Genomic DNA, 13,820 nt, shown 5'->3' with positions numbered 1-13,820 from the left:
ACATCACAGGCGCCGAACATGTTCCGCGACGGGGTGAGCTGTGTTCCTCACCACACCGGGTGATCTCACCGGTGGGCTGCGCTGTCGGCGGTCGCTGTCATGATGGAGGCCATGTGTGCGGATGTGGTGGACGGTCTCGACCCCGAGCAGGCAGCAGCGGTGCTCGCCCCACGCGGGCCGGTCTGCGTGCTCGCCGGCGCCGGTACCGGCAAGACCCGCACGATCACCCGCCGCATCGCCCATCTCGTCTCGGCCGGTCACGTCTCCGCGAGCCAAGTCCTCGCCGTCACCTTCACCGCCCGCGCGGCAGGGGAGATGCGTTCCCGCCTACGCGCCCTGGGCATCGGTGGCGACGGTACGCAGGTGCAGGCCCGCACCTTCCACGCCGCTGCGCTGCGGCAGCTGCGGTACTTCTGGCCGCAGGTGGTCGGCGACACACCCTGGCAACTGCTCGATCGCAAGTTCGCGGCGGTCTCGCAGGCGGCGAACCGGTGCGGCTTCCCGACCGACACCGACACCGTGCGCGACCTGCTGTCCGAGATCGAATGGTCCAAGGGCACGCTCGTCGCGCCCGAGGACTATCCCGCCGCGGCCGCCCGCGCCCACCGCACCCCACCGGCCGATCCCGAGCGGGTCGCGCGTGTCTACGAGACGTACGAGCAGCTCAAGACCCGGTCGGGCGACGGGATGTATCTCGACTTCGACGACCTGCTGCTGCACACCGCCGCGGCCCTCGAGGACAACCTCGCGGTGGCCGAGGAGTTCCGCGACCGCTACCGCTGCTTCGTCGTCGACGAGTACCAGGACGTCACGCCGCTGCAGCAGCGCGTGCTCGACGCGTGGCTCGGCGCGCGCGACGACCTCACGGTGGTCGGCGACGCCAACCAGACCATCTACTCGTTCACGGGCGCCACCCCGAAGCACCTGCTCGACTTCTCCCGCCGGTTCCCCGACGCCACGGTCGTGCGCCTCGAACGCGACTACCGCTCCACGCCGGAGGTGGTCGACCTCGCCAACCGCGTGATCGGTGCGGCGCGGGGCCGCATCGCCGGCACCCGGCTCAAGCTCATCGGTCAGCGTCCGTCCGGGCCGGAGCCCACCTTCGCCGAGTTCGACGACGAACCCGCCGAAGCGCAGGCGGTCGCCAAGGCCGTCGCGAAGCTGATGGGCAAGGGGGTCCCGGCGGCCGAGATCGCGGTGCTCTACCGCATCAATGCCCAGTCCGAGGCCTACGAGCAGGCGTTCACGCAGGCGGGTATCCCGTACCAGGTGCGCGGCGGTGAAGGTTTCTTCAACCGCGCGGAGGTCCGGCAGGCGGTCAACGCCCTGCGTCAGGTGGGTACGCGCGACGACCTGCCGGAGGATGCCGGTCGCGGTGCCGGGCTGCGCAGCCTCGTCCGGGCCACCTTGGTGCCGCTGGGCCTGACCGACACCGAACCGGTGGGTGCGCAGGCACGCGAGCGCTGGGCGTCGCTCGTCGCGCTCGTGCAGCTCACCGAGGAACTGCTCGAGCACGAACCCGATCTCGATCTGCAGGGTCTGTTGCGCGATCTCGCGGCCCGTGCCGAGGCGCGCCAGCCACCGACGGTCCAGGGCGTCACCCTCGCGTCGCTGCATGCGGCGAAGGGCCTCGAATGGGACGCCGTCTTCCTCGTCGGACTCACCGACGGCACCCTGCCGATCACTCATGTCACCGGCGACAAGGACACACCGCCCGACGAGGCCGGCATCGAGGAGGAACGGCGGCTGCTCTATGTCGGTGTCACCCGAGCCCGTGTGCACCTGCAACTGTCGTGGGCGTTGTCCCGCACGGCGGGCGGACGTCGGTCGCGGCGACGCTCTCGATTCCTTCACGGGCTCATCCCCGACAGTTCACCCGCGTCGAAGATCGCCGAACCGTCCTCCCCGCGGAAGAAGCGCCCGCAATGCCGCGTCTGTGGCAAGCCGCTCATGGGCACCACCTCGACCATGCTCGGCCGCTGCGAGGGTTGCCCATCCGATCTCGACGAGAATCTGCTGGTCGCGCTCAAGGAATGGCGCCGGGAGCGTTCGAAGGAGATGAAGGTTCCGGCCTACGTCGTCTTCAGCGACAACACCCTCGTCGCGATCGCCGAACAGCAGCCGCGCGACGATCGTGCGCTGGTCGCCATCCCGGGGATCGGGGCGAAGAAGCTCGAGCAGTACGGTGCCGACGTGCTCGCCCTCGTGCGGGGGGAGCGCACCGTCGACACCCTCGACCTCTGACGACTACCCGACCGTGTTCATTCGGCGCACAGGCAGAAGTAGTGCCCGGCCGGTCGCGGAACACCCGGAAGGTGCTTTTGTTCGAGCCGTCGTCGGCGCGCAACGCATCGAGCCCGAGGACGAGGCGTTCGGCCTCGTCGAGGTCGGGCAGGAGTCTCGTGGTCGCGAGGGACATGCCCTCCGACTTTGGTGCGGGGATGAAGAACGCGGCACGAAACCGCAGGTAGAAAATAACTTGTGCCGATCGTGCTCACGAATCTAGTCTGGATGACGATGTCACGGGAGACGGTCCGTGCGCGACGAGAAAGTGAGGTGGCCCCGATGCTCGGTTTCGATGCTTTTGCAGCGGCAGCGGCCCCTCGTGTCGCTGGGGCCGCCGCTACCACTCGCACCGCCACATCTGTGGCACCCGCAGTGGCAGCCGCGCCGCGTGCACGCCGACGTGTGCACGCCGCCGCCGTCTCGTCCGTGGTCGGAAGTCGATCGGGAACTGTTTCCCGGTAGACCTTTCGTCTCCTCCAGGCCACGGACCCCGCCCAGCGGACCGTGGCCTTTCTCGTTCTCCGGCCGGGTTCGCATCGCATTCCACCGAACCAACGAAGGAGCTCACGTGCCGAGCGAATACCCGTCGAGCCTGCCGAACCGAACGGAAGGAGACGAGATGCGTTGTACCGACATCCTGTCGCGCAGCGACACTTTCGCGGTCTCCCGCAACGACCGCGACCGCGACACCCTGCCGTGCCACGACAACGACCCCGATCTCTGGTTCGCTGAGACCCCGGCCGATCTCGAGTACGCCAAGACGCTGTGTGCGGGCTGCCCGGTGCGTGCCCAGTGTCTCGACGCCGCTCTCGAGCGGGAGGAACCCTGGGGCGTGTGGGGCGGGGAGATCATCGACCGTGGTGTCGTCGTGGCCCGCAAGCGGCCGCGGGGCCGGCCGCGGAAGAATTCGCTGCCCGAACCCCGCAAGGAACTGGTCTGTGCGTGAATACGGTTGCCCGGCTTTGTCACTCCTCGACGAAGCCGGGTAGCCATTCACTGAGGATGCGCATGTACGGTGCCTCGGCGTCGAGCTGAGCGCAGATGCCGACCGAGCCGAGCAGCACCCGGAACACACTCACGTACTCGGGCGGAAGATTCAGCGTCCGAGCCGTCTTGAAGGTCGAACTCGAGAAGTCCGTGGCCGTGCCCGCCACCCGCTGCAGCCATGTGCGGGTGAAGTGGAACGACTCGGTGTGGATCGGGTCGGTGAACGGCCGGAGGTAGTCGGCGATCTCCTCGTCGGTGACCGTGCGGCCGGGCAGGACGAACTTGTTGTCGTAGAGCAGCCGGGTGAGTTCGTCGAAACGTTCCTCGAGGGCGAGTCGGACCATCCGTCCGAGCACCGGCGGGAAGCCGTCGGGCATCGACGCCGTGGCCCCGAAGTCGATGACTCCGAGACGGCCGTCGTCGAGAAGCATGAAATTGCCCGGATGCGGGTCGCTGTGGAGCAGACCGGCGCGCGCGGGCGAACAGAAGTGGAACTCCGCGAGCAGCGCACCGGCCCGGTTGCGCTGCTCCCGCGTGCCACCGCTGATGATCACAGACAGCGGAGTGGCCGAAAGCCATTCGGTCACGACGACTTTCGGGGCGCTCGCGACGACACGCGGGATCACGAACTTCTCGTCGCCGGCGAAGGCCTTCGCGAAGGCTCGCTGGTTGTCGGCCTCGATCCGGTAGTCGAGCTCTTCCTCGGTGCGTGCGGACAACTCGTCGAGCAGCGCACGCACATCGGCACCCGGCATCATCGTGGCGAACAATCCGGCGAACCGGGACAGCGTGCGCATGTCGGCGCGCAGAGCCTCGTCGGCGCCCGGGTACTGGACCTTCACCGCGACCTCGCGTCCGTCCGACCACACGGCCCGGTGCACCTGGCCGATACTGGCCGACGCGACGGGCACGTCGTCGAACGACTCGAAGCGCTCACGCCACTTCGTGCCGAGTTGCTGGTCGAGCACGCGGTGCACGGCTTGGGCGGGCAGTGGAGGGGCCTCCGCCTGCAGTTTGGTGAGCGCCTCCCGATACGGCTCGGCGAACTCCTCCGGGACGGCGGCTTCCATCACGCTCATGGCCTGGCCGAACTTCATGGCGCCGCCCTTGAGTTCGCCCAACACACTGAACAACTGTTCGGCGGCCTTCGCCGTCATCTCGGCGTCGATCTCCTCCCGATCTCCACCGGCGAGTCGACGGCCGAAACCGACAGCGGCGCGCCCGGCGATTCCCAGAGGAATGCTCGCGAGCTTGGCAGTGCGGGACGAGCTTCTGCGAGGGATGTCTGGCACGCCCCCCATCATGCCTGACCGACCCGAGCGATGGCCGAGCAGTCGCACCGGGGGTGACGGAACCATCGGCGCGTGACGATGCGGTGGGTTCGCAGGTCCAGTTCGAGTGTGCGGTCGACCGCCGGGGTCACGGACGGATCTGCGGAGAGGAACGCCTCGATCTGGCCGACGGCCATCGCCGCGGTCGCCGACGTCACCGCCCTGCCGGCGTGGCCCTGCCGCCCGTACAGCTGACTCGCCAGTCGCGGCCAGGACGGATCGAGATCGGCCCGCACGAGATCGGCGCAGCGCAGACAACTGCTCCGGCCGGGGAGTACGAACGGGCCGACGATGCCGCGTCCGTCCCTGATCCGCACCGCGAGATGGGGGATACCGGCCCGCACGAGCATGTTCACGAGATGGGGGTCGGGCACCTGCCCGTCGGCGAGGACGACACAGTCGGCCGGGTCCTGCAGTTCGTCACCGGACGACGAGCGCACCCACCGCACATCCCATACCGGGAGATCCTCGACGATCGCCGAAGCGAGCGGACCCGAGCCGTGGACCCGCACCCGCCGCGGTCGCGCCGGACCGGGCGACGCGGGGACCTGCCGGACCGCACCCGTCGCGGTGAGCTCATCGAGCACCTGCCGGACCCGTCCGGACGGAAGCCCGCGCTCGGCTGCGACGTCCAGCACCTCGTCGAGGGTGAGCCGGCCGTCGAGCAGTCGGACGAGAACGCCGAGGTCGAAACTGTCCATGCCCTGGGGTGGCAGGACGACGGTCGCGGTGCCGGGACCCCAGCCGAGCTGGAGCGAGCCGTCGGACCGCTCGAGCACGGCCAGTTCCGGATCGACCCGGAGAACCGCAGCCTCGGCCGGCGCGGGATTCGTGGTCGTCTCGCGCGATGCGGTGATCATGGAGACAGACTGACAGTATCCGCGCCCGTGGACGGCTCACGAGGAGCAGTTTGTCCACAGGCGCGGGTGCCTCTATCGGGTCGTTCTAGGAGGTGCTGTCGTCCCCGGGCCGGTCCTCGCCGGATCCGTCCTCGGCCGCGCGATCCCGTTCGGCCTGCTCACGTTCCATGGTCGCCTGAAGCTGGGCGATCGGATCCTCGAAGGCTCCGGTGCCACCGCCGATCACACGATCGACGAAGGCCGTCGGGTTGTCGAGATCCGACGAGTCCGGCAGCAGGTCGGGATGCGCCCACACATGGTCGCGGGCCTCGGTGCCGGCGTCGGTGGTGAGGCGTCGCCACAGCGCAGCGGCCTCGCGCACCTTCCGGGGCCGGAGCTCGAGGCCGACGAGCGTAGCGAAGGTCTGCTCGGCCGGTCCGCCCGTGGCGCGGCGACGGCGCAGGGTCTCGGTGAGGGCCGAGGCACCCGGGAGCCGCTCGCCGAGCGCGTCGGCGACGACCGTCTCGACCCAGCCCTCGACGAGCGCGAGCATCGTCTCGAGTCGTTCGAGTGCGGCCTTCTGCTCCGGGGTGGTCTGGGGTTCGAACGCGCCCTGCTTGAGGATTTCCTCGAGCTTGGACGGGTCGGTGAGTGCAGACGGGTCGAGTCCCTGGGCGAGATCCTCGATCGACGACATGTCCATGCGGATGCCGCGTGCGTACTCCTCGACGGTCGCCAGCATCCGCTGACGCAGCCACGGCACGTGGCTGTAGAGGCGCTGGTGGGCGGCCTCGCGTGCGGCGAGGAAGACGAGCACCTCCTGAGCGGGCTGCTCGAGTCCTTCACCGAAGCTCTCGACCGCGGCCGGCAGGAGAGCGGCGGTGCCCTCCGGGCCGAGGGGGAGACCGATGTCGGTGGAGGTGAGCACTTCCTTCGACAACTGGCCGAGGGCCTGGCCGAGCTGGGAGCCGAAAGCAACCCCACCCATCTGGGAGAACATCCCGAGCATGGGCCCGGCCATCGCACGGGCCTCCTCGGGCAGACCGTTCAGCATCATGCCGTTGACCTGCTCGGCGATCGGATCGCACAGGCGCTTCCACGTCTCGAGCGTGTTGTCGAGCCAGTCGACGGGCGTCCACGCCACGACCTTCGAGGCACCCGCGGGCAGCGTGGTGGCCGCGTCGAGCCACAGTTCCGCGAGGCGCGCGGCGTCCGTCACAGCGTCGGCGGTACGGGGCGAGACCGGGTCGACGGACCCGATCTGCTGACGTGCGAGCTTCGTCGCGATGTCGTAGTTGACCGGACCCGAGCCGCCGCCGGAACCCATGGCGCTGCCCATACCGGCGAGCATCTGGCCGAACTGGCTGAGCATCTGACCGAACTGCGCGGGATCGAAGCCCTGACCGCCGAACGGGTTGTCGCCCCCACCGCTGCCGGGGAGTCCGAATCCGAAGGGCATGCCGCCACCGGCTCCGCCGCTACCGGAACCCTCGTCCTTCCTACGGTCGGGGTCGTCGTCGGGATTCGAGAATCCGAAGGGCGTGTCGCTCATGTATCCAACGGTACAAGGCGTCCAGGGCGGGGACCGGCGTCGTGGTCACGCTCATGGCGAACACGACACGGTCGTGGTGTGAAGGGGGTGGTCGGGCGACCGTTACCCTGGCCGGGTGAATCGTCGCTACGTCCTGCCGCTCGCGCTCGTGCTTCCGATCCTCGTCATTGTGGTCGTGGCGTTCAACGTCCGGGCGCCGTACGTGGCGCTCGGCCCCGGCCCCGTCTTCGACACGCTCGGGGAGATCGAGGGCACCCCGGTCGTCGCGCTCGAGGGGATCGAGGCGGACGAGACCGAGGGCAGTCTGTTCATGACGACCGTCGGGGTCACCGACAATCTCACCCTCGCGCAGACCTTCACCGCCTGGATCAGCGGGCGCTACGGCGTGGCGCCGCGCGAGCAGGTCTACCCGCCCGACCGCAGCAAGGACGAGGTCCAGGCCGTCGACCAGGCGCAGTTCGCCCAGTCGGAGCGGTCCGCCGAACTCGCCGCCCTGCACTATCTCGACCTGCCGGTGACCCTGCGGATCGCCGAGGTGGGCCAGGACGCCCCTGCCGCCGGGTTGCTCGAGGCGGGCGACCGGATCGTCGCCGTCGGCGGCGAGAAGATGCGCACGGCCGGCCAGGTCCAGCGCGCGGTCGGCGACGTGCCGCCCGGTGAGTCGGTGGACGTCACCGTCCGGCGCGGCGATGCCGAGGAGTCGTTCGACGTTCCCGTCGGTTCCCGGCCCGGCGACCCGGACAAGGGCTTCCTGGGCATCGCCACCGAGGAGGTTCCCGAGGTGCCCTTCGAGGTCACCTTCAACCTCGCCGACATCGGCGGACCGTCCGCCGGCCTGATGTTCAGTCTGGCCGTGGTGGACAAGCTCAGCCCGGGCCTGCTCAACGGCGGTCTGGACGTCGCCGGTACCGGCACCATCGACTCGGACGGGATGGTCGGTCCGATCGGCGGGATCACCCACAAGCTCACCGCGGCGTCGGAGGACGGCGCGACCGTCTTCCTGGTGCCCGCCGAGAACTGCGCGGAGGCGCAGAGCGGCGCCCCCGAGGGTGTGCAGCTCGTGAAGGTCGAGACGCTCGAGGGTGCGATCGACGCGCTGGCAGCGATCGCGGACGGACGCGACGCGCCCGCCTGCAGCTGATCCCGCCCGTCGGCAGCCGATCCCGCGCGCCGCACGGGGGCCGGCAGTGCGGTGATCGCCCTCTCAGTAGTCGTCGTCGCTCGCCTCGAGGGTCGCGTACAACGCGGCCACGACGTGCGGGGCGAGGTTGTCGTAGGTCCGCAGTTCAGTGCCCGCGAACGGATCGTCGTCGTCGAGGGGGCGCAACTGAAGGAGCGAGAGTGACGGCCCGTCGCGCAGGACCGCGGAGATGAGGCGGGCGGCGCGTCGTTCCGGGTGACTGTGCGCTGCGAGCCGGGCCGCCTCGTCTGCCGCGTGGGCGTCGGCGAGCAATGGCGTGAAGGCGTCGTCGAGTTCGTTCTCCGCGCTCGGCGGCAGCACGACCACCTCCTGCACGAGAGCGCACCCGGCAACCGATCCGGGCCAGGTGGTCGTGGCGAGGAACTCCTCGAGTGCGGGACTGCCGCCCTCGACGTCGTCGGGGAAAGATTCCTGCGCGATCGGGGTGTACTCGTGTCCCTCGTCGAGCTGGTCGGCGAGGGCGGGTTCGGCGGCTGCGAGAAGCACGGTCGGGACGAGCGCGAACATGACGGGAGGGCGGTCCCAACCCTCCACATCCGCGAAATCGATGATCTCGTGGACGGCGCGCGCGAGTCCTTGTTCGGAAGGTACGGGAAGACGTTGGTTCACCGGCCTATCCTGGCACCCGTACGCGGGTGTGCGCTGCCGGACCTGCGTCGTGCGACCCCCTGTACGAGGATTCCGTAGAGTGGGGCGAAACGGTCACTCCGTGAGAACGAGGCGTGCTCGCACGCTTTCGTCGAGCGCGAGATGTACAGATGCGGTGCGATCGCGCCGCCGGACGAGTTGGGAGCGTGGCACGTGGGCATGAGGCCCCCGACCGGAGTACCTACATTGTCGAAGCGGAGCAGAGTTCTGCTGATCCTGGCAGTGGTGGCCGCAGTGCTGCTCCTGCTCGGACCACGGTTGGTGGACACCTACACCAACTGGCTCTGGTTCGGCGAGGTCGACTTCCGGGACGTATACGTCAAGGTTCTCCTGACCCGGATCGCACTGTTCCTGGCGGTCGGGTTGTTCATCGGCGGTGTCGTCTGGCTGGCGATGCTGCTCGCCTACCGGTCGCGCCCGGTCTTCGTGCCGACCACCGGACCCAACGATCCGGTGGCGCGCTACCGCACCACCGTGATGACGCGCATGCGCGCCTTCGGGATCGGTATCCCGGTCGTGCTCGGTGTGCTCTCCGGTCTGGTCGCCCAGGCCGGCTGGGTCACCGTCCAGATGTTCTTCAACGGCGGCGACTTCGGCACCACCGATCCGCAGTTCGGTCTCGACGTCGGCTTCTACGCCTTCGACCTGCCGTTCTACCGCTTCCTGCTCAACTGGTTCTTCGTCGCGATCGTGCTCGGGTTCATCGCGAACCTCGTCACCCACTACATCTTCGGCGGCATCCGCCTCGCCGGTCGCGGGGGAAGCATGTCGACGGCCTCGCGTGTGCAGCTCGCGGTCCTCGCCGGCCTGTTCGTCGCGTTCAAGGCGTTCGCCTACTGGCTCGATCGGTACGAACTGCTGTGGAGCAGCCGCAAGGAACCCACCTTCACCGGCGGTGGCTTCACCGACATCAATGCGGTGTTGCCGGCCAAACTCATCCTGCTCGCGATCGCCGTCATCTGCGCGATCGCGTTCTTCGCCGCGATCTTCCTGCGCGACCTGCGGATCCCCGCGCTCGCGACGGCGCTGCTCGTGCTCTCGTCGATCCTCGTCGGCGCGGTGTACCCGCTCATGGTCGAGCAGTTCTCGGTGCGCCCGAACGCTGCCGACAAGGAGAGCGAGTACATCGAGCGCAACATCGCCGCGACCCGCGAGGCGTACGGCATCACCGACGACAAGGTGGCGTACGAGGACTACCCGGGTGTGGGCACCACCTCGCCCGAGAACATCCCGGCCGACATCACCACGATCGCGAACGCCCGCCTGCTCGACCCGAACGTGCTTCCCCGCACGTTCACGCAGCAGACGCAGCTGAAGAACTTCTACGGCTACCCCGAGTCGCTCGACATCGACCGGTACGAGCTCGACGGTCGTATGGAGGACTACATCGTCGCGGCGCGTGAGCTCTCGCCGACGAGCCTGACCGGCAACCAGACCGACTGGATCAACCGCCACACCGTGTACACGCACGGCAACGGTCTCGTCGCGGCGCCCGCCAACCGCGTGAACGCCGCCGCGAGTGCCTCGGCGGAGGAGGCCGCCAACAGCAACAGCGGCTATCCCGTCTACTTCGTCAGCGACCTGGCGTCGCTCGCTGCGGAGAACCAGGTCATCCCCGTCGAGCAGCCCCGCATCTACTACGGCGAGGTCATCGCCGAGGCCGATCCGGACTACGCGATCGTCGGCAACAGCGCCGACTCGTCCGGTCCGCGCGAGTACGACACCGACACCGAAAAGTACACCTACACCGGCTCGGGCGGCGTCGACATCGGCAACTGGTTCAACCGGCTCGCCTTCGCCGCGAAGTACGGCGAACGCAACATCCTGTTCTCGAGCGCCATCGGCAGCGACTCGAAGATCCTGTTCAACCGCGACCCGCGTGAGCGCGTGACGAAGGTCGCGCCGTGGCTGACGGCCGACGGCGACGCCTACCCGGCCGCGATCGACGGCCGCATCAAGTGGGTCGTCGACGCGTACACCACGCTCGACTACTACCCGTACGCCCAGCGCGCGTCGCTCGAGGGCCTCGTCGAGGACAGCATCGACCAGAACACCGGCCGGTTGCTGCCCCGCAAGGAGGTCTCGTACATCCGCAACTCGGTGAAGGCGACGGTCGATGCCTACGACGGCACGGTGACGCTCTACCAGGTCGACGATGAGGACCCGGTCCTGAAGGCGTGGATGGGTGTCTTCCCTGATGCGGTGACCCCGCAGGACCAGATCTCCGACGAGCTGCGGGCGCACTTCCGGTACCCGGAGGATCTGTTCAAGGTGCAGCGCGAGATGCTCGCCAAGTACCACGTCGACGACCCGCGCGAGTTCTTCACGAACAATGCGTTCTGGTCGGTGCCGGCGGACCCGACGGTCGACACCAGCGCGAACCAGCCGCCCTACTACCTGCTCATGGGCGATCGCGAGACGGCGGATCCCCGGTTCCGTCTGACCTCGGCGATGGTGGGTTACAACCGGCAGTTCCTGTCGGCGTACATCTCGGTCGAATCCGACCCGGAGAACTACGGGAAGTTCACGATCCTGCAGTTGCCGACGGATACGCAGACCTTCGGTCCGGAGCAGACGCAGAACGCGATGATCTCCGACACCCGAGTGGCTTCGGAACGGACCCTGCTCGAACGGTCCAACCGGATCCAATACGGCAACCTGCTCACCCTGCCCATCGCGGACGGCGGCATCCTGTACGTCCAGCCGATGTACACCGAGCGCAACGCGACGGCGGGTAGCACGTCGACCTTCCCGCAGCTGTCGCGCGTGCTCGTCAGCTACCGGGAGCCGGGTGCCAGCGGTGGCGTCCGGATCGGTTACGCACCGACTCTCGCCGGTGCGCTCGACCAGGTGTTCGGTCCCGGCGTCGGCGACGCGGCCACCGCTCCCGGTGGCGAGGCGCTGCCCACCGCCGAGGTGGAGGACGAGACGCGGGGCGAGGTGATCGAGGGCACCACGGACGAGAACCAGCCTTCCGATCAGCAGCAACAGCAGCCCACCTCGCCGGCGCCGACGACTCCCGCGAATCGCGATGCCGCGGTCGCGGAGCTCGATTCGGCACTCGCGGAGCTGGCCAACGCGCAGACCAGCGGCGATTTCGAAGCCTACGGACGGGCGCTGCGGCGGGTGCAGCAGGCCGTCGATGCCTACGAATCCACTGGCGGCTGAATCCACCGGCGGCTGATCCGGTAACGGAAACCGACACGACGAAGGCCCGCGGTTCGCACCGCGGGCCTTCGTCGTGTTCGCAGAGACGGTCTGCGTCAGCGACCGGCCAGCGTGATATCGACGATCTGCGCGAACTCGGCGCCGAAGCCGTACTGCTGGGCGAGCTGGTTCGCGGTATCGACGGCCTGGGTGACCTCGGCCGGCAACTCGGGGGCGGCCGGAGCCGCGGGTGCCGGAGCCTCGGGTGCCGGTGCGGGCGCCTCGGGTGCGGCGGGAGCCGGCGCGGATTCGGTTGTCAGGTACTGACCGCAGACGGGCCACGCGCCGGGGCCCTGCGTCTGCAGGACGTTCTCGGCGACACGGATCTGCTCCGCCTTCGAGGCTTGGTCCGCGCGGCCGCTGCCGCCGTTGGCCTCCCAGGTGCTCTGCGAGAATTGCAGGCCGCCGTAGTAGCCGTTGCCGGTGTTGATGGCCCAGTTGCCACCGCTCTCGCACTGGGCGACGCCGTCCCAGTTGTGCTGGGCGGCGGACGCGGTGCCGGTGGCGAGCGCGAACGGAACCGCGGCGAGTGCACCGGTGACGACGGCAGTGCGGAATGCACGCGTGCTGAAGTTGGTCATTCTGTGGAGTCCTTCCCGCGCTCGCGGAGCGCGACGGCCCTCGTCGATCTCGGTCGACGGAGAAATGTCTCCGTCCGGATCGGGGACCACGTCGGTTGCGTCCCTGCCCCTCGGGTCTTCGTAGGCACCGGATCCCGCGGGGCAGACTGGCGGCGACGGGCCGGTGGTGGCTCGGCTGTTTCGAGCCGGGACCGACAGTACAAAGCGCTCCGCGGCCCGTCATCCCCCGCCGGGAGAGGTGTTTGTCCACCTGATGGGATGGGACGATTGAGTCTTCGCAGCTCAGGAAGGTGATAACGGGGGTCGATGCAAGATCGTTACACCTCCGTTATGTGGCGATAGTCATGGTGGAAATGTGAACCGAGACACCTCGGGGTTGCGATTTCGGTTGTCGTCGAGGCCCATCCGCGTCCGACGAGGCGATTTGCATTCCGTTTCCGTGCTCGTGTAGGTTCATCCATGCAACGCGGGGTGGAGCAGCTCGGTAGCTCGCTGGGCTCATAACCCAGAGGTCGCAGGTTCAAATCCTGTCCCCGCTACCAAAGAAATGATGTTAGAACCACGGTCCTCAGGGGCCGTGGTTCTTTCTTTTTCCCACGGCATCGCACCTCTAGGGCGTTCGACGTGCAGAAACCCAGGAATCCGGGCGTGTGGGGCGATCCTGTGGGCGCGTGGGGGCAGATCCCGTGGAGGCGATTCGTCACCCCTGGTGCCACCCCCGGTGACCTTGGCCACGTCAATGAGGTCACTAGTTCTAACGACGCTCTTCTGCTCCCGCTTCCGTTCGGCAGCCAGCCTGGCGGCCAGATCGTCATTCATGAGCAACTGGTAGGCCGGGGTCAGGTCGCTGGCCACGATGTCGTCATCGTGGACATAGAGGTGCGTGAAGATGCTCTGATTGAGGTCTCGGCGGGACTTGGCATCAGCCAGCACGTAGTGCTCATGTGCATTGCCGAGAAGTGTGAGACAGGCTTCGAGCTTGGTGGTGAGGTGTGCTTCCTGAAGATCGAATTCACCGAGCCTGGCCTCCGCCTGCGCGCGTTCAGTCGCGATACGAGCTTGTTCGGTCCGGAGTTCTGGCGTACCGATGGCATCAGCGTAGAACGCGTCGAGCAGCTTGCGGCTGTCCCGTTCGAGTTGCTGAAGTCGTTCTGAGGCTGTTTGGCGCGTTCGAGCCGCGTCGGGCAG

Annotated in this window: 10 protein-coding genes and 1 tRNA gene; 6 read left to right on the top strand and 5 right to left on the bottom strand. The window is 68.2% G+C overall.

Annotation, left to right across the window (positions count from 1 at the left end; translation table 11 throughout):
• Positions 1 to 102 precede the first annotated feature (102 nt).
• Both K3M35_RS17030 and K3M35_RS17025 read left to right on the top strand, forming a co-directional pair.
• Positions 103 to 2,244: an ATP-dependent DNA helicase UvrD2 gene (locus K3M35_RS17030; protein WP_220666787.1), complete on the top strand. Its 2,142-nt coding sequence runs from the start codon at positions 103 to 105 to the stop codon at positions 2,242 to 2,244.
• 661 nt (positions 2,245 to 2,905) lie between these two features.
• Positions 2,906 to 3,232: a WhiB family transcriptional regulator gene (locus K3M35_RS17025; RefSeq protein WP_259444149.1), complete on the top strand. Its 327-nt coding sequence runs from the start codon at positions 2,906 to 2,908 to the stop codon at positions 3,230 to 3,232.
• Between the two features lie 19 nt (positions 3,233 to 3,251).
• Here K3M35_RS17025 and K3M35_RS17020 read toward each other — a convergent pair whose 3' ends face one another.
• The 3 genes from K3M35_RS17020 to K3M35_RS17010 all read right to left on the bottom strand — a co-directional run bounded on the left by K3M35_RS17020 (position 3,252) and on the right by K3M35_RS17010 (position 6,995).
• Entirely contained in the window at positions 3,252 to 4,577 is a 1,326-nt protein-coding gene (locus tag K3M35_RS17020; protein WP_220666770.1) for an AarF/ABC1/UbiB kinase family protein, read from the bottom strand.
• Positions 4,574 to 5,464, bottom strand: coding sequence for a hypothetical protein (locus tag K3M35_RS17015; RefSeq protein ID WP_006550270.1), 891 nt, complete (start codon positions 5,462 to 5,464; stop codon positions 4,574 to 4,576). The genes K3M35_RS17020 and K3M35_RS17015 overlap by 4 nt, the downstream gene beginning before the upstream one ends.
• 85 nt (positions 5,465 to 5,549) lie before the next feature.
• The gene (locus tag K3M35_RS17010) at positions 5,550 to 6,995 is read right to left on the bottom strand and encodes a zinc-dependent metalloprotease (protein WP_024101466.1); all 1,446 of its coding nucleotides are present in this window, start codon (positions 6,993 to 6,995) and stop codon (positions 5,550 to 5,552) included.
• Positions 6,996 to 7,110: 115 nt separating this feature from the next.
• Here K3M35_RS17010 and K3M35_RS17005 point away from each other — a divergent pair, with 115 nt between their 5' ends.
• Entirely contained in the window at positions 7,111 to 8,136 is a 1,026-nt protein-coding gene (locus K3M35_RS17005; protein WP_019288460.1) for a PDZ domain-containing protein, read from the top strand.
• A 63-nt stretch (positions 8,137 to 8,199) separates the two neighbouring features.
• On the opposite strand, the gene K3M35_RS17000 is transcribed toward K3M35_RS17005, so the two are convergent.
• Complete coding sequence (locus K3M35_RS17000) at positions 8,200 to 8,805, bottom strand: PPA1309 family protein (RefSeq protein WP_064061581.1); 606 nt, start codon at positions 8,803 to 8,805, stop codon at positions 8,200 to 8,202.
• Between the two features lie 192 nt (positions 8,806 to 8,997).
• Here K3M35_RS17000 and K3M35_RS16995 point away from each other — a divergent pair, with 192 nt between their 5' ends.
• A complete protein-coding gene (locus tag K3M35_RS16995) occupies positions 8,998 to 12,012 on the top strand; it encodes a UPF0182 family protein (protein WP_174556232.1) in 3,015 nt (1,004 codons plus the stop codon).
• A gap of 95 nt (positions 12,013 to 12,107) precedes the next feature.
• Here the strand turns inward: K3M35_RS16995 and K3M35_RS16990 are convergent, their stop codons facing one another.
• Positions 12,108 to 12,632: a transglycosylase family protein gene (locus tag K3M35_RS16990; protein WP_006550275.1), complete on the bottom strand. Its 525-nt coding sequence runs from the start codon at positions 12,630 to 12,632 to the stop codon at positions 12,108 to 12,110.
• 465 nt (positions 12,633 to 13,097) lie between these two features.
• Between K3M35_RS16990 and K3M35_RS16985 the strand changes: the two genes are divergently transcribed.
• A tRNA-Met gene (locus tag K3M35_RS16985) sits at positions 13,098 to 13,174 on the top strand.
• 106 nt (positions 13,175 to 13,280) lie between these two features.
• A complete protein-coding gene (locus tag K3M35_RS26250; RefSeq protein WP_259444148.1) occupies positions 13,281 to 13,787 on the top strand; it encodes a hypothetical protein in 507 nt (168 codons plus the stop codon).
• Positions 13,788 to 13,820 lie beyond the last annotated feature (33 nt).

The organism is Rhodococcus sp. DMU2021 (genome assembly GCF_019641445.1).
In the GTDB taxonomy this organism is placed as follows: Bacteria; Actinomycetota; Actinomycetes; order Mycobacteriales; family Mycobacteriaceae; genus Rhodococcus; species Rhodococcus pyridinivorans.
Note: the sequence above shows the minus strand (reverse complement) of the source record. Positions and strands in the feature narration are given on the sequence as shown.

Bases quoted from the DNA above. Each gene is read 5' to 3' on its own strand.
- K3M35_RS17030 (WP_220666787.1), top strand. From the start codon at position 103: ATGGAGGCCATGTGTGCGGATGTGGTGGACGGTCTCGACCCCGAGCAG.
- K3M35_RS17025 (WP_259444149.1), top strand. From the start codon at position 2,906: ATGCGTTGTACCGACATCCTGTCGCGCAGCGACACTTTCGCGGTCTCC.
- K3M35_RS17020 (WP_220666770.1), bottom strand. From the start codon at position 4,577: ATGATGGGGGGCGTGCCAGACATCCCTCGCAGAAGCTCGTCCCGCACT.
- K3M35_RS17015 (WP_006550270.1), bottom strand. From the start codon at position 5,464: ATGATCACCGCATCGCGCGAGACGACCACGAATCCCGCGCCGGCCGAG.
- K3M35_RS17010 (WP_024101466.1), bottom strand. From the start codon at position 6,995: ATGAGCGACACGCCCTTCGGATTCTCGAATCCCGACGACGACCCCGAC.
- K3M35_RS16990 (WP_006550275.1), bottom strand. From the start codon at position 12,632: ATGACCAACTTCAGCACGCGTGCATTCCGCACTGCCGTCGTCACCGGT.